Raw genomic sequence first — 26,730 nt, 5'->3', positions numbered from 1 at the left:
CCTGTTGGAAGGCTTGGATCACAAGATCAAGGCACCCGCCGCGCCGTACGGATCGTCACCGGTGCGGCGAGCATCTGCCCCTTCATCACGCCCTCCCCGGCCGTGGGCGATTTGGGCGCGGCGAGGATCGCCTTCACCACATCCATCCCCTCGACCACATGGGCGAAGACGGCAAAGCCCTGATTGTCGCCGCTCGCCTGCTGGGGCTGGGCGTCCATGGCCGGCATCTTGCCCAGCACGATGAAGAAGTCGCCGGTCGCGCTGCCCGGCGCATAGCGCGCCATCGACAGTGCGCCGTCGTCATGGGTGAGGCCGGTCTGGGTGGTTGGTTCATGTTTGATCGGCGGCAATATCCGTTTCGGATCATTTTGCGCCCCGCCCTGGACGAAACCATAATCGGACGCGCCCACGCCGCGATAGAAGAGCGTGCCGTCGAACCGTTTCTGGTCGACATATTTGAGGAAGTTGGCGGCGGTGACCGGCGCCTTGTCGACATGGACCGCTATCAGGATGCGTCCTGCATCGGTGTCGAGCGCGACGCGAACGTCGGTCGAAGGCGCTGGCGCCGGCGGTGTCTGGGCCAAGGCGGCCGAAAAGCCGAGAAGGGCGGCGAGCAGGATAGCAAGGACGCGAATCATACGCTCACCCTAGCTTCTCCGCCGCCGGACGCCAGAGGGGCCAGTCAGCCCTCCAGCAGGCGCTGGAGCGCGCGAACATCGGCGTCCATGTCCGGGTTGCTTTCGCGCAGCGCCTCGATCGTGCGCACGGCATGGATCACCGTGCTGTGATCGCGCCCGCCGAAGATGCGGCCAATTTCGGGCAGCGAACGCGGCGTCATCTTCTTGGCGAGGTACATCGCCACCTGGCGCGGGCGGGCGACGGCGCGGGCGCGGCGCTTGGAACGCATTTCCGACGGGTCGATCTTGAAATGGGCAGCGCAGGCCTTCTGGATTTCGTCCACCGTGATCCGCCGCGCATTGGCGCGCACCGCGTCGGCCAGCATCCCTTGCGCAAAGTCGAGGTCGATCGAGCGGCCTGTCAGTTGGCCATAAGCGACCAGCTTGTTGAACGCCCCTTCCAGTTCGCGCACGTTCGAGCGGATCGAGCGGGCGAGGAAGTCGATCACCGCATCGGGGACCGGCGGGTCGCCCGCCACCGCGCGCTTCGATTCGAGGATGGCGAGGCGCAGGTCGAGCCCGGCGGGCTGGATATCGGCGACCAGGCCGCCGGCGAGGCGCGACAGGATTCGCGGATCGATCGATTCGAGCATCTGCGGCGGTCGGTCGGCGGTCACGACGATACGCGCGCCGCTGTCGATCAGGTCGTTGATCGTGTGGAGGAATTCCTCCTGCGTCGATCCCTTGCCCGCAATGAACTGGATATCGTCGATCAGCAACAGCCGGGCAGCGCGCAGCCGGCCCTTGAACGCCATCGTCTCATTGGCGCGCATCGCGTTCACAAATTCCATCATGAAGCGTTCGGCCGACATGTAGAGCACGGGGGACGTGGGCGCATGGGCGGAAAAGGCGCGGGCGATGGCGTGGAGCAGGTGGGTCTTGCCCTGGCCCGTGCCGCCATGGATGAACAGCGGGCTGAAGCGCGGCGTGGCTTCGCCGGCCATCGCCTGGGCGGCCGAACAGGCAAGGCGGTTGGTTTCGCCCATGACGAAATCGTCAAAGCCGTGGCGCGGCAGGAAATTGGAGGCGATGGCGACGGGCGCGGCGGTTTCAGTCGGCACCGGCGGCTCGACATGCACGACTTCCAGCAGGCGCGGCCCGGTGGCGTCGGGCGCACGGCGCAACCGCACCTCGCGCACGCCGGCCCCGGCGCTGCGCCAGGCCATGCGCAGGCGGTCGCCAAACTGGCCGGACACGAAATTGGCGCTGAAATCGCTGGCGACCAGCAGGTCGAGCGTCTGCGATTCGGCGCAATAGTCACCGAGGCGGACGGGCTTGAGCCACTGATCGAACATCCGTGCGCCGACATCGCGGCGCAGGCCGGCGCGGATGCTGGTCCAGGCGGATTCCAGGCCCGCATCGGCCTGGCTAATCTCTCCGTCCTGCCAACCAACCACGCCCACAACATCCTTCATAGACTTTGACGACCCCACCAACTGTGCCCCCTGATCCGGGCAGGAAAAAAGACGCAAGGATACTCGATCGGAAAAGCCCCCGCCATCCCGAGTTCCTTACGATATGCAATCTCACATGACGGCCGCATCAAGGTGATTCGACAGCGGCCGGATTTCAAAAATAGACAGGGGGACAGCGCCGGATCAAGGGCAGCATGGTTCAAAAAAGTGAAATAAAGCCGTTGACTCAGCAAAGCCGCGGGAATCGAACGAGAATGAAATTATCACCTTATTTCAACAGTTTGTAAGGAAATAATCGTGCCGCAGTGCGTCGAATCGCGGGAAATTGGCCAATCGTCAAAAATGACCATATTGTGAAGGAACGACGAAAGGCCCGCCCCAGCGATGGGGCGGGCCTTATGATCTGCCGAAAAACCCGGAGGGGTTAGGCGAGCGCGCTGACAGCCTTGGTCAGGCGGCCGAACTTGCGCGCGGCGGTGTTCTTGTGCAGCACGCCGCGGGCGACGCCACGGGCCAGCTCGGGCTGGACGGCCTGCAGGGCGGTGGCAGCGACGTCCTTGTCACCAGCGGCGAGGGCGGCTTCCACCTTCTTCACCAGGGTGCGGATCCGGCTGATGCGGGCGCCATTGATTGCGGCGCGACGCTCGTTGCGACGGATGCGCTTCTTGGCTTGCGGCGTATTGGCCATTCTATTCCTCGGTTCTCATCAAATCTCGGGAAGAGGCCCGTCGAACGACCGACATGCCTCGTGAAGGTGCGCCCCTTACAGAGGTTCGGGGCAGGCGTCAACGGATTCGGGCGACGCTATTTCTGACATTTGGGGCAAAAGAAGGTCGATCGCCCCCCGTCCACCCGACGCTGCACCGTGCCGCCGCACAGGCAGGATTCGCCTTCCCGCCCATAGACGCGCCATTGTTTGGAGAAATAGCCCAACTCCCCGTCGGGCCGCGCATAATCGCGCAGGGTGGAGCCGCCCGCGACGATGGCGGCGGACAGCACATCGCGAATCGCCTCCACCAGCAAGCCGAGGCGCACGCGCCCGATCTTGCCCGCCGCGCGAGTCGGGGCGATGCCCGCCATGTTCAGCGCTTCGCAGACATAGATATTGCCCAGCCCGGCGACGATTCGTTGGTCGAGCAAGGCCGCCTTGATCGAGGTCGCCTTGCCCTTGAGCGCGGCGGCCAGGCGGGTGGTGTCGAAGTCCGGTCCCAGCGGTTCCGGCCCCATGCGGGTGAAGGGCGTGTAGGCCTGCCATGCGTCCGATCGCACCAGGTCCAGCGAACCGAATCGCCGCGGGTCGTTGAGCGACAGCACATGGCCATGCCCTGTTTCCAGCAGCAGATGGTCGTGCGCGCCGATCTCCGCCGGGTCGATTCGCCAGCGACCCGACATGCCGAGATGGAAAATCATCATGTCGCCGCGATCGGTTTCGATCAGGCCATATTTGGCGCGGCGCGACAGCCCCGTCACCGTCGCCCCGGTCATCCGCTGACGCAGGTCGACGGGGATCGGCCAGCGCAGGTCGGCGCGGCGCGGCTCCACTCGCGTCAGCACCGCCCCCTGGAGGACGGAGCGCAGGCCCGCGACGGTGGTTTCGACTTCGGGAAGCTCAGGCATGGCGATGCATGTAGGCGTTAGCGGGCGGCTGCAACAGGGGTATCGGGCTCGAGATCCGGCCAGCGGTCGATCAGCGCGCTCGTGACGCCGTTGGTCCAGCCGAACCCGTCCTGCAATGCATATTCCCCGCCGCCGCCGGGCTTGCGCGTCTCGACATCATATTTTTCCAGCATCTTGCCGGTTTCGCGCCAGGCCGCATCGACCGTGCCGATCCAGCGACGGGCGATATCCCTCGCCAACGCTTCATGACCCGTGCGGGCCAGTCCTTCCACCGCCACCCATTGGAGCGGCGCCCAGCCATTGGGGCTGTCCCATTGCTGGCCGCTGGCGATGCGGGTGGTGCGCAGGCCGCCCTCCCCCAGCAACTGCGCGCGGACCAGGCGAGCGACGGCGTCCGCCTGTGGCCGATCCGCAAGCCCGACGAAGAGCGGGAAGAGCGTGGCGGCAGAGACGATGGCGGTGGGCTTGCGCGCCTGCATGTCCCAATCGGCATAACGGCCTTCGCGCGGCTGCCACAGCCAGCGGGCGATCGCCTTGGCGCGCGCGGTGGCCAGCGATTCGAACTGTCGGGCGCAGGCGGCGTCCCCCGCCGCGGCGCAGCGGCGAGCGATGGCCCGCTCCAGCGACCAGAGCAGGCTGTTGAGGTCCACGGGCACGATGTCGGTCGTGCGGATCGTGGACAGCCGCCTGGGGTCGTCCAGCCAGCGCGAGGAAAAGTCCCAGCCGCTTTCCGCACCCGCGCGCAGGTGGCGATAGATGGCGGCGGCCGGGCGGTTGCTTTGCCCGGCGGTGGCGACATCTTCCGCCCAGCTCTCGTCGCGCGGCCCCGGTCTGTCGTCCCAATAGCGGTTGAGCAGCGCGCCATCGGGCATCCGCACGACGCGCCGGTCGGCCGCGCCCGTCGCCAGCCCCTCCGCGCCGCGCATCCAGAAATCATGCTCGGCGCGGAGGGCTTTGAGGTGCCGGGGATCGCCGGGATTGCTCGCCATATCCACCATCAGCGCCAGGAAGGGCGGCTGCGACCGGCCCAGATAATAGGTCCGCGTGCCATTGGGGATGAAGCCGTAGCGGTCGATCAGGCTTTCGAAATCGACCAGCATCGAATCGATCAAAGGCTGTTGCCCGTCGGCCTTGAGTCCCAGCATGGTGAAATAGCTGTCCCAATAATAAATCTCGCGAAAGCGCCCGCCCGGCACGACATAGGGCGCGGGCAAGGCGAGCGCGGACGACCCCGCCGGCGGACTGAGCGCCGGGCGCGTCAGTTGCGGCCAGAGCGCCCTGATATGGCCGCGCAGGCCCTGCGCCGCCGCCTGTTCGCCCGGCACATCGAAATAGTTGAGGACGAAGGCGCGCAGCGCCGGCCCTTGCGGCTTTTCCTGCCGATAGCGATCGAGGATCGTCGCGGCATCGGCCCTGGGCACCGCGTCCACGAAGGTCTTGCCGTCGGGGAAGATCTTCTCGCGCTGCACCGCTTCGAACAGAGGGCCGTAGATGCGCTGCGGGCCGGGCGGCGGCGCGGACGTTTGCGGCGCGGCCTGGGCCAGGCACAGCATGGCGGCAAGGGCAGCAAGGACTGGACGCACGATTAGAGGCTCCCCCGACATGGTTTGCCTGAAAAATGGATGACGCTCACGAAACGTTCCGCCCCTCGCCTTCCCACTGGCATGGCACCGGAACAGCGGCAAAAGCCAGTCGGCGCTCGATGAAGTCGTCACCTGTTTTCATTTTTTTGTTGTCGCATCGCTTTTTGCGCAAAACCGGTTCCCACTTTTGCGCGCGATGCTCTAGAGCGAAGCCCATGAACGACACAGCATCCTTCGGCTATCGCGACGTCGATGCCGCCGAAAAACAGGGCATGGTCCGCGCAGTCTTTTCCAACGTCGCGGCGAAATATGATCTGATGAACGACGCCATGTCCGGCGGCGCGCATCGTCTGTGGAAGGACCAGTTCGTGCGCCGGGTGAAGCCCCGCGCCGGCGAACAGATACTCGACATGGCGGGCGGCACCGGCGACATCGCCTTTCGGATGCACAAGCATGGCGCGCAGGTCACCGTTTCGGACATCAATCCCGAGATGCTGGCCGTTGGCGTCGAGCGGGCGCAGAAGAAGGGGTTTGACGGGCTGATCTGGTCCGAACAGAATGCCGAGGCGCTGACCTTCGGCGATCGGGCGTTCGACGCCTATACGATCGCTTTCGGCATCCGCAACGTCACCCATATCGACCAGGCGCTGCGCGAGGCGCACCGCGTTCTCAAGTTTGGCGGGCGCTTTTTCTGCCTGGAATTTTCCACCACCACATGGCCGGGTTTCTCGGACGTCTATGACGTCTATTCGCACAAGCTGGTGCCGCACCTCGGCAAGCTGTTCGCCAATGACGCAGACAGCTATCGCTATCTGATCGAATCGATCCGCCGCTTCCCGCCCATGCCCAAATTCGAGGGCATGATCCGTGACGCCGGTTTCGTGAATACCAAGGTCGAACCGATATTGGGCGGGCTGGTCGCCATTCACAGCGGCTGGAAGATTTGACGCCCGGATGACCGCCCATATCACCCATATCTTCCGCCTCCTGAAATGGGGGCGCACCCTGGCGCGGCATGGCGCGCTGACCGGCATCGAGCGCGATCCGCTGACCCCCGGCCCCGTCCGGCGGCTGGTCCGCATCGCCCGGCTCGGCGCGCGCGTGCCGAAGCAGCCACGCTATGCCGACGCCTTCCAGTCGATCGGCCCGGCCGCGATCAAGCTGGGCCAGACGCTCGCCACCCGGCCCGATCTGGTCGGCGATCATGCGGCGAACGATCTTCTGCGCTTGCAGGACGCCCTGCCCCCCGTGCCGTTCGACACGATCCGGGCACAGATCGAGCAGAGTTTCGGCCGTCCGCTGGACGCCATCTACAAGAGCTTCGATGAGGTGCCGGTCGGTGCCGCGTCGATCGCGCAGGTGCATCGCGCGGTCACGACCGACGGCCGCGACGTCGCGGTCAAGGTGATCCGCCCCGGCGTCATCGACAAGTTTAATCGCGACATCCAGACCTATGAATGGGCCGCCGCCCATGTCGAGATGCTGGGCGGCGAGATCGCGCGCCTGCGCCCGCGCCTGGTCATCGCGAACTTCAAGCGCTGGACCGTGCGCGAACTGGACCTGCGCCGCGAAGCCGCCTCCGCCTCCGAACTCAGCGAAGCCATGGAGGCGATGCCCGGTTATCGCATTCCCGTCATCGACTGGGACCGCACGACCGGCAAGGTCATGACGATGGAGTGGATCGACGGCATCAAGATTTCCGATCGCGATGCGCTGATCGCGGCGGGCCATGATGTGAAGGATCTGGCCGCCCGGCTGGTCAACGCCTTCCTGCGACAGGCGATTGCGGAAGGCTTCTTCCACGCCGACATGCATCAGGGCAATTTGCTCGTCACGGCCAATGGCGACATCGTCGCGATCGATTTCGGCATCATGGGCCGGATCGACCGGCGCGCGCGCATGTGGCTGGCGGAGATTCTCTACGGCCTGATCACCGGTAATTATAAGCGCGTGGCCGAAATTCACTTCGAGGCGCAATATGTGCCCGGCCATCATAATGTCGACGAATTCGCCACCGCCCTGCGCGCCGTGGGCGAACCGATGCGCGGCAAGCCGGTGCGCGAACTCTCGGTCGGCGGGATGCTGGACGGGTTGTTCGCGATCACCCGCGACTTCGACATGCAGACCCAGCCGCATTTGCTGCTGCTCCAGAAGACGATGGTGATGGTGGAGGGCGTGGCGACCGCGCTCGACCCCGACATCAACCTGTGGGAGACGAGCGGCCCCTATGTGAAAGGCTGGCTGCGCGACGAACTGGGACCGGAGGCGAAGGCCGCCGACACGCTGATCGAAAATTGGCGCACGCTCCAGCGGTTGCCGGGTTTGGTCAAGCGGATCGAGGACGCCTTCCCCGAAAAGGGCGGCGCCCCGCCACCGCCGCCGCTGACGGAAGTGAAGCTGATCCGCGTAGGCGGCGGCTGGCGCTATGCGCTGGTGGCGGCGATCGCGGCGGCGGCTGGCGTGCTGGGCTCCGCGCTCCTACATCTGCATCTATGACTCAACAGCGCGTACTCCTCATCGTCTCTGGCGGTATCGCCGCCTATAAGGCGCTCGAACTGGTGCGGCTGCTACGCAAGCGCGGCGTTGCGGTGCGGGCGGTGCTCACGGAAAGCGCGCAGCAGTTCGTGACGCCGCTGTCGCTGGGGGTGCTGACCGAAGATCAGGTCTTCACCCATTTGTTCGACCTGAAGGACGAGCAGGAAATCGGCCATATCCAGCTATCGCGCCAGGCCGATCTGGTCGTCGTCGCGCCCGCGACCGCCAATATCCTTGCCAAGATGGCGAACGGCATCGCCGACGATCTGGCCACCACGCTGCTGCTGGCGACCGACAAGCCGGTGCTGGCGGTCCCTGCGATGAATGTGCGCATGTGGCATCACAAGGCGACGCAGCGCAATCTGGAGCGGCTCCACGCCGACGGCGTCCATGTCATGACGCCGGACGATGGCGCGATGGCGTGCGGCGAATATGGCAAGGGGCGACTGCCCGAGCCCGAGGCGATCGCTGTGGAAATCGAGCGGCTGCTGGCATTGCCCAGGGGCGCCGATCCGCTCGCGGGTCAGCCCGATTTTGCCAGCGATGCCCAGCGTCTCTCGACTTCGCTCGAGACGAACGGATCTTTGCAGGGTCGCCACATCCTTATCACCGCAGGCCCCACCCATGAGCCGATCGACCCGGTGCGCTACATCGCCAATCGATCGTCGGGCAAGCAGGGCTTCGCGATCGCCGCCGCCGCCGCGCGGGCCGGCGCGCGGGTGACGCTGGTCGCAGGGCCGGTACATCTCCCTACGCCCGCGGGGGTCGACCGGGTGGATGTGGAAACCGCACGGCAGATGCTGGCCGCGGTCGAAGCCGCCCTGCCGGCAGACGCCGCGATCATGGTTGCCGCGGTCGCCGACTGGCGCACCGCAGACGCCGCCGACCAGAAGCTGAAGAAGGACGGCTCCGGCCAGCCCGCGCCGCTCGCACTGGTCGAAAATCCCGACATCCTCGCGACTCTGGGCCGCCATGCGCAGCGCCCGGCCCTGCTGGTGGGCTTTGCCGCCGAAACGCAGCAGATCGCCGCCCATGCCCGGGCCAAGCTGGCGAAGAAGGGCGCCGACTGGATCGTCGCCAATGACGTATCCGGCGACGTAATGGGCGGCGACGCCAACGCCGTGCAGATCGTCACCGCCGCCGGCATCGAATCCTGGCCCAGCCTGCCGAAGGGCGAGGTCGCCGACAAACTCATCGAAAAGGTCGCCCATGCCCTCTCCGCTCTCGTCGATTGAAATCCGGCTCAAGCGCCTGCCCCATGGCGAGGGCCTGCCGGTCCCGGCCTATGCGACCGCCCATGCCGCAGGAATGGACGTCGTTTCGGCCGAGGAACTGGTGCTGCAACCGGGTGGCCGCCATGCGGTGGCGACGGGCTTCGCGATGGCGATCCCCGAAGGCTATGAGGTGCAGGTTCGTCCCCGCTCCGGCCTCGCGCTCAAGCACGGCATCAGCCTGCCCAACACGCCCGGTACGATCGACGCCGACTATCGCGGCGAATTGAAGATCATCCTGATCAACCTGGGCGACGCGCCCTTCCCGATACAGCGCGGCGACCGGATCGCCCAGCTGGTCGTCGCGCCGGTGCAGCTTGCCAGCTTCGCGGAAGTCGATAGTCTCGACGATACCGTCCGGGGACAGGGCGGGTTCGGTTCCACAGGAGTGTGACGCGATGACGATGCTGCTTTCGCTGATGCTGGCTGCAACCCCGATGCCAGGCCCGGTTCCGGGCGATGCACCGCCCATGCCGCAGGATTTGACCGCCGTCCCGGTCATCGACGGCTGGCTGGGGCGGAAGGTGTCGCCGCGCTGGTCGGACGATGTCGCGAAACTCTATCGTCGTGGCGAATGCAGTGGTGCGGTCAATCATGAAGGATCGCGGCTGCTGGAAATCGACATGCTGTTCCTGCTGTCGGGCGAAGGCAAGCCGCTCAAGATCGCGCCGGTCAATGCGCGTTGCCCCGAGGTCGAAAAATATGTGAGCGGCCGCATCCTCGGTACATTGCGCGGTTCCTTCCCCAAGACCGGGGCGGCGGAGCCTCGCTGGATGCGCTCTCAGGTCCGCTTCCTCTGGTCCGACGCGCCGTGACGCTCAGCGACGATCAACTGGACCGCTACGCCCGGCACATCATCCTGAAGGAAATTGGCGGCGCGGGACAGGCCCGGCTGCTATCGGCAGACGTAGCGGTGATCGGGGCGGGCGGCATCGGCAGCCCGGCGATCCTCTACCTTGCCGCCGCCGGAGTCGGCACGATCCGGGTAATCGACGATGACGCGGTCGCCCTGTCCAACCTGCAGCGGCAGATTTTGTTCGGCGCCGCCGATATCGGCGCGCCCAAGGCGGAGGCCGCGATGGCGGCCGTCGCGCGGCTCAACCCCGACGTGAAGCTGATCCCGATCAACGCGCGGATCGACGCGGACAATGCCGCGATCATGCTGCGGGACGCGGACGTAATTCTGGACGGCTGCGATAATTTCGACACCCGGCTGGCGGTGGCGGACAGCGCACAGCGCCTGCGCATCCCGCTGGTATCCGCGGCGGTCGGCCCGTTCGAGGGGCAGATCGCCACCTATCGCGGCTGGGAAGCGGACAAGCCCTGCTATCGCTGCCTGGTCGGCGCGCCGCAGGATGCGCCGGAACGCAATTGCGCCGAAACCGGCGTCATCGGCGCACTGACCGGCGCGATGGGCAGCCTGGCCGCGCTGGAGGCGATCCGCGCGCTGGTGCCGTTCGGCGCGGAGATGGCCGGGCGGCTGCTGATCGCCGACCTGCTTTCGATGCGCTTCCGCACGCTGGATGTGCCCAAAGACCCCGCCTGTACGGCATGCGCTGTGGCTCTATGCGCGCCCTGAACATCCTGGTCGCGACGGCCGATGCGGAGCGGCTGCGCGGCGCGCTGGTGCTGGCGGCGGCGCAGGCCGCTCTGGGCGGCGCGGCGACCCTCTTCCTGCAACTGGATGCGGTGGCGCTGCTGCGCGCGCCGATCGTCGCGCCCCGCGATGTGGCCCATCGCGCCGCCGGCCTGCCCGATCTGGCCGCACTGCTGAATGAAGCACTGGGGTTGGGCGTGACGCTGATCGCCTGCCAGAGCGGCCTTGCCCTGTGCGGCATGACGGCGACGGACCTTCCCGAAGGCGTCGAAACGGGCGGACCGGTCGGCTTCCTGCAAGCGACCGACGATCAGGCCCGGCTACTCTTCGCCTGATGCTATCGCAGGATCGGCAGGTAGCGCCACCGCTCCTGCGACCGGTCATGCGCTGCGGGAGCGATCGACAGACCCGGCGTCGCCAGCGCGTCCGCACGCGGCGGGGTGGCGAGATGGGCAACGCCCCAGGCCGCTCCGAGACAGAAGCAGGCGATCAAACCATAGCGAACCGTCTTCATGCGCCCTGCCCTCCTTTCCGCATCGCCGATGCTATCGGCGATGCAGACCGGGGGCAAGGCGCAGGCCGTTTTTCAGAAATCCCGATAGCGTTCGTTGCCGACGAAGCCGAGCTTGGTCACGCCCGACCGGCGGATGTCGGCCAGCACTTCATCCACTATGACGTAGCGCGCCGCGGCATCCGGTTGGAATTGCAGTTCCGGCTCCACCGGCAACGCCAGCGACCGCGCCAGATAGCGGCGCAGCGTCAGCCGATCGATCGCCGCCCCGTTCCAGCGGATTATGCCGGCGGCGTCGATCGTCACTTTGTTCTTGACCGGGTCGGGCGTGAACCGGGCCGGCTGAACCGGCGCCTGCGGCAGGTCGATGCCCACGCTGTGGGTCTGCATCGGAATGGTGATGATGAACATGATGAGCAGGACCAGCATGACGTCGATCAGCGGCGTCGTGTTCATCTCGCCCATCGGTGCGTCTGCGGACTCCGGGCGTGCACGGTGCAAGGCCATAAACCCTCCTGTTGAAATATGTTATAACAACACATGAAACATGCGCTTCGCGACCGGCGTTGGCAAGAGCGCTCTCGCGATGCAGCGTTCCATGAGCCGCCGGCGGCGCCAGTCCGCCTCCGAACCCTTCTATTGACAGTGCGGGCCGCCCATTTAAGGGGAATGCGCGGCAATTGGGGCCGCGCAACCCGCCCATTTCACAGAAAGCCATGTCCGTGTCCGCCATGCTCAAGATTACCCTGCCCGATGGTTCCGTGCGTGAAGTCGCGCCCGGCACTACCCCGGCGGACATTGCAGCGGCGATCGGGCCGGGCCTGGCCAAGGCCGCCATCGCCGCGCGCGTCGATGGCGAACTGCGCGATATCGGCCGCCCGCTGGAACAGGATTCCCACCTCGCCCTGGTGACGAGCAAGGATGAGGCCGACGCGCTGGAACTGGCCCGGCACGATTTCGCCCATGTGCTGGCCGAAGCGGTGCAGGCGTTGTTCCCCGGCACCCAGATCACTTTCGGCCCGTCGACCGACGATGGCTTCTATTATGACTTCGCGCCCAGGGACCGGCCCTTCACCGAGGAAGACCTGCCGGGAATCGAGGCGGAGATGCGCAAGATCATCGCCGCCAACAAGCCGCTGGTGCGCGAAGTGATGGACCGCGACGCGCTGATCGCCGCCTGGCGCGCGGCCGGCGAGACGTTCAAGGCCGAATGGGCCGCCGAACTGCCCGAGGGCGAGGAACTGACGGTCTATCGCTCCGGCGACTGGTACGACATGTGCCGCGGCCCGCATCTGGCTTCCACCGGGCGCCTGGACCCCGCCGCGTTCAAGCTGACGCGCGTATCGGGCGCCTATTGGCGCGGCGACCAGAAGAATGCGATGCTCAGCCGCATCTATGGCACCGGCTGGCTCAACAAAAAGCAGTTGGCCGAGCATCTGACGCGCCTTGAAGAGGCGGGTAAGCGCGACCATCGCAAGCTGGGTGCGGAAATGGACCTGTTCCATCTCCAGCAGGAAGCGCATGGCAGCGTCTTCTGGCATCCCAAGGGCTATCTCATCTGGCGCGAACTGGAAGCCTATATGCGCCGCGCCATCGACGCAGCGGGCTATCGCGAGGTGAAGACGCCCCAGGTGATGGACGCACGCCAGTGGGAAACGTCCGGCCACTGGGGCAAATATCGCGAGAATATGTTCGTCATCCCCGACGAAGTGCCCAATGTGGACGATGAAGGCCCGCTGGTGTCGGACGACGCCGACTGGATGGCCTTGAAGCCCATGAACTGCCCGGCGCATGTCCTGATCTTCCGTCAGGGGATCAAAAGCTATCGCGACCTGCCGCTGCGCTTCTACGAAAATGGCTGCTGCCACCGCAACGAGCCGCATGGCGCGCTGCACGGCCTGATGCGCGTGCGCCAGTTCACGCAGGATGACGCGCATATCTTCTGCCGCGAAGACCAGATCGTCGAGGAAGTCCGCGCCTTCTGCGCGCTGGCCGACCGCATCTACAAGGATTTCGGCTTCACCTACTCGATCAAGCTGGCGCTGCGCCCGGAAAAGCGCTTCGGCACCGAGGAGATGTGGGACATGGCGGAGAATGAGCTGCGCAACGCGGTCGCCGCCGCCGGCCTCAACACGCCCGAATATGGCTGGGAAGAATTGCCGGGCGAAGGCGCCTTCTATGCGCCCAAGCTGGAATGGCATCTGACCGACGCGATCGGCCGCACCTGGCAGGTCGGCACGATCCAGTCGGACCGCGTGCTGCCCGAACGACTCGACGCCAGCTATATTGGCGAAGATGGCGAGCGGCACCGGCCGGTCATGCTCCATCGCGCCATTTTCGGCAGCTATGAACGCTTCATCGGCATCCTGATCGAACATTATGCGGGCCGCTTCCCGCTCTGGCTGGCGCCGGTGCAGGCCGTGGTCGCGACCATCGTGTCCGATGCGGACGATTATGCGAAGGCAGCGGTCGAGAAGCTGCGCGCGGCGGGAATCCGCGCCGAAATCGACGTGCGGAACGAGAAGATCAATTACAAGGTCCGCGAACACAGCCTTGCCAAGGTGCCGAACCTGCTGGTCGTCGGACGGCGCGAGGCGGACGAGGGGACGGTCGCGCTGCGCGAACTGGGCAAGGAGGGGCAAAGCGTCCTTTCGCTCGACGATGTCATTTCGCGCCTTGCAAATGAGAGCCTTGCACCCGATATGCGGTGAGGCAGCAATGCCACAAGGGTTCGTGATTCCGTTACGGCGGGGACACGGACCCCTTTCGGCTTTGCCAAAAAGCCGCTAAGAGCCATTCGTTTTTGAAACGACCATAGGAGATACTGCTATACGTCCCCCGATGATGCGCCGCCCGCTGGCGCCGCCGCCGAAGTCCGGCCCCCGGTATAACGAGTTCATCACCGTGCCCAAGGTGCGCGTGATCGACGACGAAGGCGAAAATCTGGGCGTGATGTTTACGCAGGAAGCCATCGAGCAGGCGGCCGATGTCGGCCTCGATCTGGTCGAAGTCTCCCCCAATGCCGACCCGCCGGTCTGCAAGTTTCTGGACATCGGCAAGTTCAAGTACGAAGCCCAGAAAAAGGCGAATATCGCCCGCAAGACCCAGAAGACGCAGGAACTCAAAGAGATCAAGATGCGTCCGAACATCGACGATCATGACTATGATACGAAGATGAAGAAGGTGCATGATTTCATCGGCGACGGCGACAAGGTGAAGATCACCCTGCGCTTCCGCGGCCGCGAACTCAGCCACCAGCAGCTCGGCATGGCCCTGCTGCAGCGCGTGGCCGAAAATGTCCAGGAAGTCGCGAAGGTCGAAGCCTATCCGCGCATGGAAGGCCGCCAGATGCTGATGGTGCTGTCGCCGAAATAAGCGACGTCAAGAGCGTTAAAAAGGGCGGCGCCGCAAGGGGCCGCCCTTTTTTGTTGCCCCGGCAATTACATGCTGCCGGCGCAACGCGCTGGAATATTTTATTCCACTATGTCGAAGACTTGCACAATGAAAATGGACTCTTAAGAATTTGAACATGGCCGGAACCGTGGGGGTTCTTGCCATTTCAATGGGGGTTATCCATGAACTTGGGATTGAAGGCGTTTTGCCTTTCGACTTCGCTTGCCTGTCTTCCGTTTCCGATGAACGCCGTGGCTCATGCCCAGACTGTACCCGTCATCAGCCAGACCCCCCTCAGCGACGTCGATTGCGATGGAAATGGCGGCTATGCCCCTGCTATTTGCAGGACGGCCGGCACGCGGAACGTGACATTTCTGTCGGAAGAGGTGGGCAATGGCCTGTCACGTATATATCAGGTCAACTTCGACGGCACGCTGGCCGTTGATGGCATAGTGACCGGCCCGTTCGGAGGCCTGGATCCGTCAAATTTCTATTCGGCCGCGACGGTCGATCTGACGACCCAATATATCGGCAGAAAGTCTCGCTCGCTGACGCCGATTAACGATCCGAACGCCATAGGCTATTTCAATCGCTACTCCGACTATCAAACGACAGTGCGCAATATCGGCGTCGATATCCAGGGCGCTTCTGGCTACGATGAAACCACGGGCCAGGACTATAGCTATAATCTGAAATCGATCGATCCCACCGCCATCGTCAACGGTGACCGCACCGCACTGACAGGCAATTATCGGACGACCTCGGACGCAGGCGCGATCGTGTTCGGGACATTGTCCGGCGATGCGGTCTTGGTCAGCGCCCCTTCACTCTCCCCCCTGCCCATTCCCGACTCCGCCGTCTTCTCGCCTTTTTCGCTGCAATATCAGGTCGCTGCACAGGAAACGACGCGGCTTGACGAAACCGGACTGGTTACACCCAAGGTGAGCGTAACCCAGGGGATAGAGATGAACGGCAGCGGCATTCGCAATCTGGCCGATGGCGTCGCGGCCGGAGACGCGGTCAATAAGGGGCAACTGGACAGCGAAGCGGCTGCCCGCATTGCCGCCGATTCCACTCTTGCGGGCCGGATCGATGAAGAAAAAGCGGCACGGACCGACGCCGACATCGCATTTGCAAACAGCATTGCCAACGAAGCCGGTACGCGCGCCGCAGCCGATAGCGTTCTGGCCAATTCCCTCTCCGCCGAAGCGGCGACACGCCAGGCGGCCGATGTCACCCTGTCCGGCCAGATCATCGACGAAGCGCAGCAGCGTGCGCAAAATGACCTTCAGATTCATCAAAGGATCGACAATGAAACGTCGGCGCGAGAAGCATTGGCTAGCGCTTTGACTGGCGAAACCAACGCCCGCATGACGGCGGACCTCCAGCTTTCGTCCAGAATCGACGCGCTCGGCGATCGACTGGATCAGATCGACGGTCGGCTCGATCGGATGGAAGATCGCGTATCCAGCGGCACCGCGGTCGCGGTCGCAATGGGTGGTGCGACCTTCCTGCCGGATATGAAGTTCAACCTGACGGCCAACGTGGCGACCTATGGCGGGGCTCATGCGGGCGCGATGCAGGTCGGGGCTCTCGTGACCCCGCATGTCGCGCTGAACGCCGGCGTGGCAACCGGCTTCAACCGGGGCGGCAAGACGGCCGCCCGCGCCGGCTTTACCATCGGCTGGTGACAGGATGCAGAGGGTTGGCCCATGGCCAGCCCTCTCGCCCGGCCTTCAGGCCGACGGCGTCTCGCGATAGAGGGTCGGAAACATCGCCTTGAACGCGGCCAGCTTCGGCGCGTCCCAGCGCATTATATAGGGATGGCGCGGGTTCTTCCGCATGAAATCCTGATGGTCCCGCGCGGCGTTCTGGAAGCCGGTGAAGCGCTCCACCCTGGTCACGATCGGATCGCGCCACAGCCCTGCCTTGCCGATCTGCGCCAGATAGGCGGTCGCCGCCTTGGCCTGCCCGTCGTTCAGCGGGAACAGCGCGCTGCGATATTGGGTGCCATGATCGGGCTGCTGATAATTCAGCGTGGTGGGATCGGCCACCACCGAGAAGAAGATGCGCAGCAAGGTGCCGTAGCTGACCTGCGCGGGATCGTAGGTGACGCGCACGGCCTCGGCATAGCCGGTGTCGCCGCCGCTCACCATGTCATAGTCGACACGGCGATCGCGCGGTCCGCCGGCAAAGCCGGAGACGACGAGATGGACACCTTTGACGTGGGAGAAGACCCCCTCGACGCCCCAATAGCAGCCGCCGGCGAACACGGCCGTCTCCAGCTTGCGCGTGGGCGCGGCGTCGATGGTCGGAACGGGGGCGAGGACGGCGCGCTCGGCGCGCAGAGGCGTGGCGACGACAAGCGCCGCCAGAGCAATCAGGGCGAGGCTGTCAGAGCGCCGCACTGTTGGTCGAGGTCGCCGCAATCGCGGGCGATCCGAATACCGGAGCCTCCTCCGGCTGGAGCATGAACATGCCCACCGCGCCGATCGCGAACCCGCCCAGGAAGCGCAGGAACAGATCGGATTTCAGGAATGCCACCATGGCCAACGCCTTTCTAAAATATGGTTCAGGCCGTCTCGACCTGTCGACTACCTCCATGCGCCTTGCCCCTGACTGAACGGCCGGCCGCGCGGGAGCGGGTTTCGACCAGTGCCAGGGACAGAACGACGAAAGGCGGCAGTCCTTAAATCAGTTTCTCTATGCAACGGGCATATAAGCCATGCCGCGTCAATCGCAAGACGGCGCGGTGCGAAAAGGACCGTTTCCATTTTGTGATATTTCTGGGCGCAGCGATGCCGCGCGAAACCGCACCAGTCTTCAAGCGAGTCACATGCCTCGCTTGAAGACTGGTGCGGCTTTCTCGTTAACGAAGCGCGGCGCACGCCTCCTGAATCCGCGTGCAGGCCTTTTTGAGCACGTCGTCCGACGTCGCATAGCTGATGCGGAAGGCCGGCGAGAGGCCGAAGGCCGCGCCATGAACGGCGGCGACCTTCGCTTCGTCTAGGAAATAGCCGATCAGCGTCTCGTCGCTGTCGATCGTCACCCCCTTGGGCGTCACCTTGCCGATCACGCCGCTGGCGTCGGGATAGACGTAGAAGGCGCCTTCGGGCGTCGGGCAATCCAGGCCCGGCGCGTCGTTCAGCATGGCGACGACCATGTCGCGGCGCTTGCGGAACACGCCGTTACGCTCTTCCAGGAAGTCCTGCGGGCCGGTCAGCGCGGCGACGGCGGCAGCCTGGCTGATCGAGCAGGGATTGCTGGTCGACTGCGACTGGAGCTTGCTCATCGCCTTGATGATCCATTCGGGGCCACCGGCGAAACCGATGCGCCAGCCGGTCATGGAGAAGGCCTTGGAGCAGCCATTGACCGTCAAGGTGCGGTCGTACAGCTCCGGGCAGACCTGCGCGATGGTGGCGAAGGGAGTCGATGCGTACCAGACATGCTCATACATGTCGTCGGTCATCACCAGCACATGCGGGTGACGCAGCAGCACGTCGGCCAGCGCCTTCAGTTCGTCGGCCGAATAGGCCGCGCCCGACGGATTGGACGGCGAGTTCAGCATCACCCATTTGGTGCGCGGAGTCATCGCGGCGTCCAGCTGGGCGGCGGTGATCTTGTAGCCCTGGCTCGCCGGGCCTTCTATGAACACCGGGGTGCCGCCCGCGAAATTCACGATGTCGGGATAGCTGACCCAATAGGGCGCCGGGATGATGACCTCATCGCCCGCATCGACGGTCGCGACCAGCGCGTTGAACAATGTGTGCTTGCCGCCCGAATTGACGCTGATCTGGCTGCGCTTGTAGGTCAGGCCATTGTCGCGCTTGAACTTGAAGGCGACGGCTTCCTTGACATCGGCGGTGCCGTCCACGTCGGTGTAGCGGGTCAGGTTGTTGCGGATCGCCGCAATGCCCGCTTCCTTGACGAAATCGGGGGTGTCGAAGTCCGGCTCGCCGGCCGACAGGCCAATAACGTCCACGCCTTCGGCTTTGAGCGCGTTCACGCGGGCGCTCATGGCGAGCGTGGCGGACGGCTGGATGCGACCCAAGGCGGCAGAAGTCTGGCTCATGGCAACAATCTTTCCTCAGAGCGATTTCAAACTAGGCGAAACAGCCTGTTGACTCGGAAATCGCGTCAAAAAAATATAGAATCCCCAACGTCCGCAACAAAAGCGGACGCGGCGTCCCTTAATGTGCAACGGAGAAAGGGGCAACCGGCCAGATGCCGCTTATTGGCTTTACGGCACAATAGCGCGGCTATCGCGCCATATTCGGCGTTACCCGGTCACCGCGACCATGTCGCGGCGGCCATGCCGCGCGCCGCATTGCCGATGAAGAAGCCGCGCTCCAGGTCGTAGGGGCGCAGGTCGCCTTCCACCGCCTCCCCCATGTCGATCAGGCTCTGGCGCAAGATGCCGGGCAGGATGCCGCGCGCCAGAGGCGGCGTCACCAGCTTGTCGCCCCGTTCGACGAAGATGGAGGAGAAGCAGCCTTCGGTCAGATAGCCCTGCGCATCGATCAGCAGCACTTCATAGGTGCCGCCACGTTTCAGCGCGTCCTTGTAGAGGCTGCGATCGCTGGTCTTGTGCAGCAGGCGCAGGTCATCCGCGGGCGCATGGCGCGGCACGGCCGCGACCTTCATGATCGGGTCGGGCCAGCCCAGATGACCGCGCACCTCGATCGCGATCGCCCCGCCGCGCGACACCATCAGCCGCACCCGGCTGCGGTCGCGCAGGCGGAAGGTCGCAGCCTGCAATTCGTTGCGCACATCATGGCGATCGAAATGGAAGCCGAGCGCGTCGGCGCTCGCCTTGATCCGCTCAAGATGCAGTTCCAGCAACCTGATGCCTTCGAGCGGATCGAAGGCCATGGTTTCGATGAGGTCGAACCGTCCGTCAGCCAATGCCATTGAAACTTTTCAAGCCCCACCGCGCCAAAAGTCAACCACTCTTAAGGGATCAGGCCCAGGGTCAAGGGAGCGACAGGAAGCGCCCCTTGGCCAGGCACTCCGCCCATTCGGATGCGCAATCCGAATCCGCGACGATACCGGACCCCAGGCCGAGCCGCCCCGTCCCTGCGCCTTCTTCGACGGAAATGGTGCGGATGGCAACATTGAACGCGGCGTCGCCTTCCGGATCGATCCAGCCCATCGTGCCGGTATAGACGCCGCGCGCATGGGGTTCGACCGCATCGATGATCTCCATCGCCCGCACCTTGGGCGCGCCGGTGATGGAGCCGCAGGGGAACAACACGCGCAGCACGTCCACCGGCGACAGGCCGGGCAGGATGCGCGCGCGCACCGTCGACACCAGTTGATGCACGGTGGGATAGGTTTCGACCTTGAACAGGTCGGGCACGATCACGCTGCCCGCGCGCGACACCCGCGACAGGTCGTTGCGCAGCAGGTCCACGATCATCAGATTTTCGGCGCGTTGCTTGGCGTCGCTTTCCAGCCAGCGGGCCTGCGCCGCATCTGCATTCGGGTCGGCGGCGCGGGTGGCGGTGCCCTTCATCGGTCGCGCGGTCAACTGGCCGCGGACCTGGGTGAAGAAGAGTTCGGGCGAGAAGGACAGGATCGATCGATCGCCGGTGCGGATCACCCCGCCATAGCCCGCCGCGGCGCGCGGCCGGACCGCGGCATAGAGGGCGAGCGGGTCGCCCGCGACATCGACATCGCAGGGGAAGGTCAGATTGACCTGATAGATGTCGCCGGCGCGGATATAATCCTGCACTTGGCCAAAGGCGACGCCATAGGCGGCCTCGTCCACCAAGGGGCGCAGCGGGCCGACGGTCGCGCCCGCCGGGTCGGGCAGCAGGTCGGGCAGCGTGCCGGGCGGGATCAGCCGCACCCCTTCGAACAGGCCGAACCACAGCAGGGGCGCAGCGCCCGCGTCCTGCCGGTGCGCGATCGGCGCCAGCCGCTCCTCCAGCGCCAGTCCCGCCTCATAGGCCATATAGCCCGCGACATGCAGGCCGCTCTCCTGCGCTTCGGCGATGCGGTCGAGCGCAGGCTGCACATCGGCCATGCGGCGGGCGACGACGACCTCCACCGGGTCGCGGTAGAGGCGCGCGGGCGCCACGCTGCGCGCGCGCGCGTCGTCGAACAGGCAATAGGCTTCGTTGGGACCGGGCAGACGCATGGGCGCTTCTTAACAGGCTTTACAATCGGCGAAAGGCGGTAAGCCACAGACGCGCCATTGCGCCCGGCATTCAAAGCCCCTAGCTGCCGGGACGTGACCGATCCCGCACCCCCGTCCGATCGCCCGACCGGCGCCGCCATCGGGCATGGGCTGCGGGGACGATGCCCGGCCTGCGGCGAGGGGCGCATGTTCGCCCGCTTCCTCAAGACCGCGCCCAATTGCCCGTCCTGCGGCCTGGCGCTCGACGCGCATCAGGCGGACGACTTCCCCGCCTATATCGTCATCTTGCTGTTGGGCCATATATTGGTGCCCCTGATGATCGAGGTGAACAGCGCCCTCGCCATCCCGCTGGGCTGGCAGGCGCTGATCTGGCCCAGCCTCGCCGTGCTGCTGGCCGTGGCGATGATCCAGCCGGTCAAGGGCGCGGTGATCGCGGTGCAATGGAGCCGGCGCATGGCGGGATTTCGCTAGGACCGATCGACATTCAGTCCCTTGACTGCTGACTAACGCCCTGCGTGTTCCCGCGCAGGCGGGAACACGCAACGCTTAAATGGCGCTTGAAATCACTCCGGCTGGCGCAGGAAGTTCAGCTCCATCGCCTCGCGCAGCGTGTCGTCGATCGCGCGGCGGCCTTCGGCGCCATGGGTGACGACCGTGGTGTCGCAGGTGGCGACGCACACGCCCTTCTGGAAGCCGGCCGAACTGATCGTCCAGCTGGTGCGGCCGATATGGCCGATCGCGCAATGCACCTCGAACGGATAGGGGAAATGCGATTCCTCGACGAAGTTCAGGTTCACGTTCGCGACCAGCCAGCGCACGCCCTGCTCCTGCGGATGGCGGCCCATATGATGGTGGAAACGGATGCGCGCGGTTTCGAAAATGCCGGAGATCGCCACATTGTTGATATGGCCCATGGTGTCGAGATCCTGGAACCGCGTGTCGATGCTGGTGACGAAGCGATAAGCCTCCGGGTTCAGACGCCAGGATTCGGGTTTGGCCATGTCCTGCTATTTCCCTGATTATGAGCGTGCCGTAGCGACTTCCGATCGGACGCCGGAAATCGCGTCAATCCAACAGATAAGCCTCTTAACCCGGATAGCGGGTGATGCAATCGCGCCCATAAAAATGCCGCAACTGCGTCCTTTGGGACACATAAGGCGGTGCGGCGGCAACGAAGCGTTTCGCGCCCGGACGATGGACTTGGCCGCACGGGCGTCATAGTTTCGGGTCCGCCATGATCCAGGGGACCACCATGCAACGCTATAGCCGGGCCGCCATCTTCCTGCACTGGGCGATCGCCGCCCTGCTCGCCTTTCAGATCGCCGTCGGCTGGGCGCTGGAGGATCTGGGCGCGCGCGGCTTCGCCCTCTACCAGTTGCACAAGTCGGTCGGCATGACCGTGCTCGCGCTGACACTGGCACGGATTGCCGTGCGTTTCTGGAAGCCGCGCCCGGCCAAGCTGGAGAATGGCTGGCAGGGCGCACTCGCGTCGGGCGTACATGTCGGTCTCTACGCCTTCATGCTGGGCGCGCCGCTCACCGGCTGGGCGCTGGTATCGACCGCAAAGGTCAAGGTGCCGACCTTGCTGTTCGGCGTCATCCCCCTGCCCCATCTGCCCTTGCCAGCGAGTGCGCATGGCCTCGCCGAAAACGGCCATGGCCTGCTCGCCTGGCTGGGCATCGCGCTGCTGGCGCTGCACGTCGCGGGCGCGTTGCGCCATCATCTGCTGATGCGCGATGGCCTCATCTGGCGGATGGTGCCGGGGCGCTCCACCGCTCTGCTGATCGGGCTGCCCGCGTTGATTCTGGTCGGCTTCGTCGCCGGCCGCGCGATCCTGCCCGCGCCGCAGGCTGCATCGGCGCCCGTCCCGGTCGCGGAAGACCCCGCCAATGCCGCGGCGGAAGACGCCAATGTCGCGGAAGCCGCCAACGCCGCCGTCCCGGCTGAAAACGCAGCAGCCAACGCCAGCGAAGCCGCCGCCGAACTACCCGTCGGCCCGCCGCCCGCCTGGACCGTGCAGCCCGGCGGCCGCATCGGCTTCTCCGTCGGCAATGATGGCGAGACGATCAGCGGCAGCTTTTCCAAATGGACCGCGCAGATCGTCATGGACCCCGATCATCCCGACAGCGCCGATATCCAGGTGACGATCGACATGGCCTCGGCCAGCGTGGGCGACGCCTATAAGGACGGGATGTTGCCCGGCGACGAATTTTTCGGTGTCGCCGCTCATCCCACCGCAACCTTCACGGCCAAGGGCGCGGAAGCCACCGGTCCGAACAGCTACCGCGCCCGCGGCACGCTGACGCTCAAGGGCGTATCCAAACCGCAGACGATCCGCTTCACCCTGTCCGGCAAGGACGCTACCCGCAAGGTGTCGGGCAGCGCCACCATCACCCGCGCGCTTTTCGGCGTGGGCAATGGCGACAGCAGCGGCGGGCTTGGTCCGCAGGTGGCGCTGACCTTCGCCTTCACCGCGAAGCGAAAGAATTGAAGAAAAAACAGCCTGCTCCCGCGCAGGCCGGAACAGGATAAGGGACACATGATGATGCGCCTCCTCCCCTTAGCCGCTGCCCTGCTCGCCGCATCCCCCACCCCGGTCGCGGCGCAGGCCTTCATGTTCGAAACCGGCACGACCCTGCTCGCCAAATGCCGCAACAAGGCGCCGGAATATGCGCTCGCCTGCACCGCTTATATCGTCGGCGTGGTCGACGGCATCCGCAAGGACATGTTCATCGGCCGCGCCCGCCCGGTCTGCTGGCCCGACCGGATGAGCGCGGAAGAAGCCCGCAAGACCGTCATCGCCTATCTCGAACGCTGGCCCGACCAGCGCAAGACGCCCGCCTCGGTCCTCGTCAGCGTGGCCTTGAACGAGCGCTGGCCCTGCACGAAATAGAGCGAGCCGACCAGGTTCCTCTGAAAGCCTGATCGCGACAATTCATTGCGTGCGCCCATGGCCTAACTGGTACATTCTTGCCTTGCTCCGCAGACAAGCGTAGGGGCGGCGCCTATTTTATCTTGTGCGAAGGAGACTCGACGTGGCGGCGAAGTGGACGCCGGAAAGCTGGCGGGAGCATAAGGGCATCCAGATGCCCTTTTACCGGGACGCAGAGGCGCTTGCCTCGGTAGAGGCCCAGCTTGGCCAGTTTCCGCCCCTCGTCTTTGCGGGCGAGGCACGCAACCTGAAGGCAGATCTCGCCAAGGTCGTGACCGGCGACGCCTTCCTGTTGCAGGGCGGCGACTGCGCGGAAAGCTTCGCGGAATTCCATCCGAACAATATCCGCGACACCTTCCGCGTGCTGCTTCAGATGGCGGTGGTGCTGACCTTCGCGTCGAAGCTGCCGGTGGTGAAGGTCGGCCGCATGGCCGGCCAGTTCGCCAAGCCGCGCTCGGCCGATACCGAGACGATCGGCGGCGTGGAACTGCCCAGCTATCGCGGCGACAATGTCAACGACATCGCCTTCACGCCCGAAGCCCGCGAGCCGAACCCGCAGCGCATGGTGCAGGCGTATAACCAGTCGGCCGCGACGCTGAACCTGGTGCGCGCCTTCTCGACCGGCGGCTATGCGTCGCTGGATCGCGTCCATGGCTGGATGCTCGATTTCATGGGCCGCAGCCCCTGGGCCGCGAAATTCGAGGCGATGGCCGACCAGATCGGCCAGGCGCTCGACTTCATGCGCGCCTGCGGTCTGGACGCCGAAACCGTGCCCCAGTTGGGCGGCACCAGCTTCTACACCAGCCATGAAGCGCTGCTGCTGCCGTTCGAACAGGCGCTGACCCGCCAGGATTCGCTGACCGGCGACTGGTACGATACGTCCGCGCACATGTTGTGGATCGGCGACCGCACCCGCTTCGAAGGGTCGGCCCATGTCGAATATCTGCGCGGCATCGGCAATCCGATCGGCCTGAAATGCGGTCCCAGCCTGGAACCGGATGCACTGCTACGCCTGCTCGACACGCTGAACCCGAAGCGGGAAGCCGGGCGCATCACGCTCATCACCCGCTACGGCCATGACAAGATCGAGGCGGGCCTGCCCAAGCTGGTGCGCGCGGTGCTGCGCGAAGGCCATCCGGTCATCTGGTCCTGCGACCCGATGCACGGCAACGTCATCAAGGCGGCGAACGGCTACAAGACGCGTCCGTTCGAGCGCATCCTGGCCGAAGTGCGCGGCTTCTTTGCCGTCCACCGCGCCGAGGGCAGCTTCGGCGGCGGCATTCATGCCGAAATGACCGGCCAGAACGTCACCGAATGCACCGGCGGCGCCATCGCCATCACCGACGAGGGCCTCGCCGACCGCTACCACACCCATTGCGACCCGCGCCTGAACGCGGCGCAGAGCCTGGAACTGGCCTTCCTGCTGGCCGAAATGCTCAATGAAGAACTGAAGGAACGCCGCGCCGCGGCCTGACGAAAAAACGGGGGCGGGATCATGCGATCCTGCCCCCTTGCTCTATGTTACGCCTGAGCCTGTCGAAGCCTCTTTCTTCTGAAAGCAACAAAAGGCCCGGTCAGCCCTCAGCCACCACCACGATGTCCAGCGCCGCGCCACCTTCGGCAATCGCGATCAGCCGATCGACATTGGGATGCGCGCCCGGACGGTTGCGGGCATCGGCGCTATGTTCCGCGAATAGGGCCAGGCCATGGTCCGCCGCAGCCGCGTCCAGCGCGCCGAACGCCTGCCCAAGATAATGATAGACCGCGAGCGAGCCCTGCTTGCCCGGCTGGTTTTCGATCGTCGCAACGATCGCGCCACGCGCATCCGTCAGGTCGATACGCGCCAGCCCGTCGATCGACGGCAGCCCGGCCAGATTATCCTTGAAGGTCGCGCCCGGTTCGATTTTTGCCAGCATGGGTCTTAGTCCTGTCCTGATAGTCGCGGCGGCCTTTTGCATCTTCCGCCCGCCTGCGCAATCGATCCGGCACAATCCAATAAGCTTCCAATGTAGGATTTCATCTGATCTATCCTGATCGATGGATCACCATGCCTGCCCTCCCCTGCCTCGCGAAAAGCGCCGCGTCCCTGGCGCGCCGGTCGTGCCGCCATGGTGTAGGAAGGGACGCGTCGGGGACGCCTTGCAGGCGCTTGGCAAGCGCGTCGGGCCGATATCGCCCGACAACGGTGTGAACTTCGGCGCTATGACCTTGCCGCCCCTACTCTGCCGCATTCTTCCGCTGCTGCGCGCGGCGCGCGAAGATGTTCAGACACTCCACCAGCGTGGAGAAAGCCATCGCCGCGTAGATATAGCCCTTGGGCACATGCACGCCGAAACCGTCGGCGATCAGCACGGCGCCGATCATCAGCAGGAAGCCCAGCGCCAGCATCACCACGGTCGGGTTGCGCGCGATGAAGTTGGCGAGCGGATCGGCCGCGATCAGCATCACCGTCACCGCCACGATCACGGCGATGTACATGACCGCCAGATTGTCCGTCATGCCCACCGCCGTCAGGATCGAATCGAGCGAGAAGATCATGTCGAGCAGGATGATCTGCACGATCGCCGCGCCGAAGGTCATGGTCGCTACGCCCTTCTTGTCCAGCCCCCCGTCCGCCGGTGTCGGATCGACATTATGGTGGATTTCCCGCGTCGCCTTCCAGATCAGGAACAGGCCGCCTGCGATCAGGATCAGGTCGCGCCAGGAAAAATTGGTTTCGAACGTCGGCGCGCCATGCTGGTCCAGCGGGCCGCTCAGCCCCAGGTCGAACACAGGCTGCGTCAGTCCCACGATCCACGCGATCATGGAAAGCAGCACCAGCCGCATCGCCAGCGCCAGGCCGATGCCGATCTTGCGCGCCTTGGGCCGCTGCGCTTCGGGCAATTTGTTGGTCAGGATGGAGATGAAGACCAGATTGTCGATGCCCAGCACCACCTCCATCACCACCAGCGCAACAAGCGCGGCAAGGGCCGTAGGGTCGGTGAAGGCGGTAATCAGACTGTCCATAGCATCCTCTATTGCACCCGGTCGGGACAAGCAGCAGCGTACCGAAACGGC

At 65.0% G+C, this 26,730-nt stretch carries 29 protein-coding genes; 14 read left to right on the top strand and 15 right to left on the bottom strand.

The genetic code is table 11. The annotated features are described in order from the left end of the window. Positions 1 to 26 precede the first annotated feature (26 nt). The 5 genes from SBA_RS06535 to treA all read right to left on the bottom strand — a co-directional run bounded on the left by SBA_RS06535 (position 27) and on the right by treA (position 5,313). On the bottom strand, positions 27 to 638 hold the full coding sequence (locus SBA_RS06535) for a peptidylprolyl isomerase (protein ID WP_261936289.1): 612 nt from the start codon (positions 636 to 638) through the stop codon (positions 27 to 29). Positions 639 to 682: 44 nt separating this feature from the next. Continuing rightward, positions 683 to 2,092: a chromosomal replication initiator protein DnaA gene (gene dnaA, locus SBA_RS06530; protein ID WP_224548640.1), complete on the bottom strand. Its 1,410-nt coding sequence runs from the start codon at positions 2,090 to 2,092 to the stop codon at positions 683 to 685. Between the two features lie 424 nt (positions 2,093 to 2,516). Beyond that, positions 2,517 to 2,780 (bottom strand): 30S ribosomal protein S20, encoded by a 264-nt coding sequence (rpsT, locus tag SBA_RS06525; RefSeq protein WP_261936288.1) that lies wholly within the window; start codon positions 2,778 to 2,780, stop codon positions 2,517 to 2,519. A 116-nt stretch (positions 2,781 to 2,896) separates the two neighbouring features. Next, entirely contained in the window at positions 2,897 to 3,709 is an 813-nt protein-coding gene (gene mutM / locus SBA_RS06520; RefSeq protein WP_261936287.1) for a bifunctional DNA-formamidopyrimidine glycosylase/DNA-(apurinic or apyrimidinic site) lyase, read from the bottom strand. A 17-nt stretch (positions 3,710 to 3,726) separates the two neighbouring features. Beyond that, on the bottom strand, positions 3,727 to 5,313 hold the full coding sequence (treA, locus tag SBA_RS06515) for an alpha,alpha-trehalase TreA (RefSeq protein ID WP_261936286.1): 1,587 nt from the start codon (positions 5,311 to 5,313) through the stop codon (positions 3,727 to 3,729). 194 nt (positions 5,314 to 5,507) lie between these two features. Here treA and SBA_RS06510 point away from each other — a divergent pair, with 194 nt between their 5' ends. The 7 genes from SBA_RS06510 to SBA_RS06480 are packed head-to-tail and all read left to right on the top strand — an operon-like array spanning position 5,508 to position 11,030. Further along, on the top strand, positions 5,508 to 6,239 hold the full coding sequence (locus tag SBA_RS06510; RefSeq protein WP_261936285.1) for a class I SAM-dependent methyltransferase: 732 nt from the start codon (positions 5,508 to 5,510) through the stop codon (positions 6,237 to 6,239). A gap of 7 nt (positions 6,240 to 6,246) precedes the next feature. Next, the gene (gene ubiB, locus SBA_RS06505) at positions 6,247 to 7,788 is read left to right on the top strand and encodes a 2-polyprenylphenol 6-hydroxylase (RefSeq protein WP_261936284.1); all 1,542 of its coding nucleotides are present in this window, start codon (positions 6,247 to 6,249) and stop codon (positions 7,786 to 7,788) included. Beyond that, on the top strand, positions 7,785 to 9,062 hold the full coding sequence (locus tag SBA_RS06500) for a bifunctional phosphopantothenoylcysteine decarboxylase/phosphopantothenate synthase (RefSeq protein WP_261936283.1): 1,278 nt from the start codon (positions 7,785 to 7,787) through the stop codon (positions 9,060 to 9,062). The genes ubiB and SBA_RS06500 overlap by 4 nt, the downstream gene beginning before the upstream one ends. Then, positions 9,037 to 9,492 carry a dUTP diphosphatase gene (gene dut / locus SBA_RS06495; protein ID WP_224548632.1) on the top strand — a complete coding sequence of 152 codons (456 nt, stop codon included), beginning with the start codon at positions 9,037 to 9,039 and terminating at the stop codon, positions 9,490 to 9,492. The genes SBA_RS06500 and dut overlap by 26 nt, the downstream gene beginning before the upstream one ends. A gap of 4 nt (positions 9,493 to 9,496) precedes the next feature. Beyond that, positions 9,497 to 9,913 carry a hypothetical protein gene (locus tag SBA_RS06490; RefSeq protein ID WP_224548630.1) on the top strand — a complete coding sequence of 139 codons (417 nt, stop codon included), beginning with the start codon at positions 9,497 to 9,499 and terminating at the stop codon, positions 9,911 to 9,913. Next, entirely contained in the window at positions 9,910 to 10,677 is a 768-nt protein-coding gene (locus tag SBA_RS06485) for a HesA/MoeB/ThiF family protein (protein ID WP_261936282.1), read from the top strand. The genes SBA_RS06490 and SBA_RS06485 overlap by 4 nt, the downstream gene beginning before the upstream one ends. Beyond that, positions 10,665 to 11,030, top strand: coding sequence for a DsrE family protein (locus SBA_RS06480; protein ID WP_261936281.1), 366 nt, complete (start codon positions 10,665 to 10,667; stop codon positions 11,028 to 11,030). The genes SBA_RS06485 and SBA_RS06480 overlap by 13 nt, the downstream gene beginning before the upstream one ends. A 2-nt stretch (positions 11,031 to 11,032) precedes the next feature. Here the strand turns inward: SBA_RS06480 and SBA_RS06475 are convergent, their stop codons facing one another. Then, entirely contained in the window at positions 11,033 to 11,209 is a 177-nt protein-coding gene (locus SBA_RS06475) for a hypothetical protein (RefSeq protein ID WP_261936280.1), read from the bottom strand. A gap of 72 nt (positions 11,210 to 11,281) precedes the next feature. Then, positions 11,282 to 11,713, bottom strand: a complete 432-nt coding sequence (locus SBA_RS06470) for an ExbD/TolR family protein (protein WP_261936279.1) — start codon at positions 11,711 to 11,713, stop codon at positions 11,282 to 11,284. Between the two features lie 224 nt (positions 11,714 to 11,937). Between SBA_RS06470 and thrS the strand changes: the two genes are divergently transcribed. The 3 genes from thrS to SBA_RS06455 all read left to right on the top strand — a co-directional run bounded on the left by thrS (position 11,938) and on the right by SBA_RS06455 (position 16,290). Further along, complete coding sequence (thrS, locus tag SBA_RS06465) at positions 11,938 to 13,917, top strand: threonine--tRNA ligase (protein ID WP_261936692.1); 1,980 nt, start codon at positions 11,938 to 11,940, stop codon at positions 13,915 to 13,917. Between the two features lie 130 nt (positions 13,918 to 14,047). Further along, positions 14,048 to 14,581: a translation initiation factor IF-3 gene (infC, locus tag SBA_RS06460; RefSeq protein WP_066600201.1), complete on the top strand. Its 534-nt coding sequence runs from the start codon at positions 14,048 to 14,050 to the stop codon at positions 14,579 to 14,581. A 383-nt stretch (positions 14,582 to 14,964) separates the two neighbouring features. Continuing rightward, a complete protein-coding gene (locus tag SBA_RS06455) occupies positions 14,965 to 16,290 on the top strand; it encodes a YadA-like family protein (RefSeq protein ID WP_261936278.1) in 1,326 nt (441 codons plus the stop codon). Between the two features lie 45 nt (positions 16,291 to 16,335). On the opposite strand, the gene msrA is transcribed toward SBA_RS06455, so the two are convergent. The 5 genes from msrA to pabB all read right to left on the bottom strand — a co-directional run bounded on the left by msrA (position 16,336) and on the right by pabB (position 20,741). Beyond that, complete coding sequence (gene msrA, locus SBA_RS06450) at positions 16,336 to 17,007, bottom strand: peptide-methionine (S)-S-oxide reductase MsrA (RefSeq protein ID WP_261936277.1); 672 nt, start codon at positions 17,005 to 17,007, stop codon at positions 16,336 to 16,338. Then, entirely contained in the window at positions 16,994 to 17,146 is a 153-nt protein-coding gene (locus tag SBA_RS06445) for a hypothetical protein (RefSeq protein WP_224548616.1), read from the bottom strand. Before SBA_RS06445 ends, msrA begins: the two co-directional genes overlap by 14 nt. A gap of 322 nt (positions 17,147 to 17,468) precedes the next feature. Beyond that, positions 17,469 to 18,671, bottom strand: a complete 1,203-nt coding sequence (locus SBA_RS06440) for a pyridoxal phosphate-dependent aminotransferase (RefSeq protein WP_261936276.1) — start codon at positions 18,669 to 18,671, stop codon at positions 17,469 to 17,471. Positions 18,672 to 18,886: 215 nt separating this feature from the next. Continuing rightward, positions 18,887 to 19,510 carry an aminotransferase class IV gene (locus SBA_RS06435; protein WP_224548614.1) on the bottom strand — a complete coding sequence of 208 codons (624 nt, stop codon included), beginning with the start codon at positions 19,508 to 19,510 and terminating at the stop codon, positions 18,887 to 18,889. 61 nt (positions 19,511 to 19,571) lie between these two features. Further along, positions 19,572 to 20,741 (bottom strand): aminodeoxychorismate synthase component I, encoded by a 1,170-nt coding sequence (pabB, locus tag SBA_RS06430; RefSeq protein ID WP_261936275.1) that lies wholly within the window; start codon positions 20,739 to 20,741, stop codon positions 19,572 to 19,574. Between the two features lie 93 nt (positions 20,742 to 20,834). On the opposite strand from pabB, the gene SBA_RS06425 reads away from it, so the two are divergent. After that, a complete protein-coding gene (locus tag SBA_RS06425) occupies positions 20,835 to 21,212 on the top strand; it encodes a DUF983 domain-containing protein (RefSeq protein WP_066600185.1) in 378 nt (125 codons plus the stop codon). Positions 21,213 to 21,304: 92 nt separating this feature from the next. Here the strand turns inward: SBA_RS06425 and SBA_RS06420 are convergent, their stop codons facing one another. After that, a complete protein-coding gene (locus tag SBA_RS06420) occupies positions 21,305 to 21,742 on the bottom strand; it encodes an acyl-CoA thioesterase (protein ID WP_224548611.1) in 438 nt (145 codons plus the stop codon). 251 nt (positions 21,743 to 21,993) lie between these two features. Here SBA_RS06420 and SBA_RS06415 point away from each other — a divergent pair, with 251 nt between their 5' ends. The 3 genes from SBA_RS06415 to SBA_RS06405 all read left to right on the top strand — a co-directional run bounded on the left by SBA_RS06415 (position 21,994) and on the right by SBA_RS06405 (position 25,147). Next, positions 21,994 to 23,232 carry a YceI family protein gene (locus SBA_RS06415; protein WP_261936274.1) on the top strand — a complete coding sequence of 413 codons (1,239 nt, stop codon included), beginning with the start codon at positions 21,994 to 21,996 and terminating at the stop codon, positions 23,230 to 23,232. Positions 23,233 to 23,286: 54 nt separating this feature from the next. Beyond that, positions 23,287 to 23,634: a Rap1a/Tai family immunity protein gene (locus tag SBA_RS06410; protein ID WP_315975809.1), complete on the top strand. Its 348-nt coding sequence runs from the start codon at positions 23,287 to 23,289 to the stop codon at positions 23,632 to 23,634. 142 nt (positions 23,635 to 23,776) lie between these two features. Further along, the gene (locus tag SBA_RS06405; RefSeq protein ID WP_224548608.1) at positions 23,777 to 25,147 is read left to right on the top strand and encodes a class II 3-deoxy-7-phosphoheptulonate synthase; all 1,371 of its coding nucleotides are present in this window, start codon (positions 23,777 to 23,779) and stop codon (positions 25,145 to 25,147) included. A gap of 100 nt (positions 25,148 to 25,247) precedes the next feature. On the opposite strand, the gene SBA_RS06400 is transcribed toward SBA_RS06405, so the two are convergent. Together SBA_RS06400 and SBA_RS06395 are read right to left on the bottom strand one after the other, a co-directional pair. Then, positions 25,248 to 25,589 (bottom strand): DUF2322 family protein, encoded by a 342-nt coding sequence (locus SBA_RS06400; RefSeq protein WP_261936273.1) that lies wholly within the window; start codon positions 25,587 to 25,589, stop codon positions 25,248 to 25,250. A 301-nt stretch (positions 25,590 to 25,890) separates the two neighbouring features. After that, positions 25,891 to 26,679, bottom strand: coding sequence for a TerC family protein (locus SBA_RS06395; RefSeq protein ID WP_261936272.1), 789 nt, complete (start codon positions 26,677 to 26,679; stop codon positions 25,891 to 25,893). Positions 26,680 to 26,730 lie beyond the last annotated feature (51 nt).

It is taken from the genome of Sphingomonas bisphenolicum, assembly GCF_024349785.1.
GTDB classification, from domain to species: domain Bacteria; phylum Pseudomonadota; class Alphaproteobacteria; order Sphingomonadales; family Sphingomonadaceae; genus Sphingobium; species Sphingobium bisphenolicum.
The sequence above is the reverse complement of the archived record's forward strand: the minus strand, read 5'-3'. Positions and strand labels throughout refer to the sequence as shown.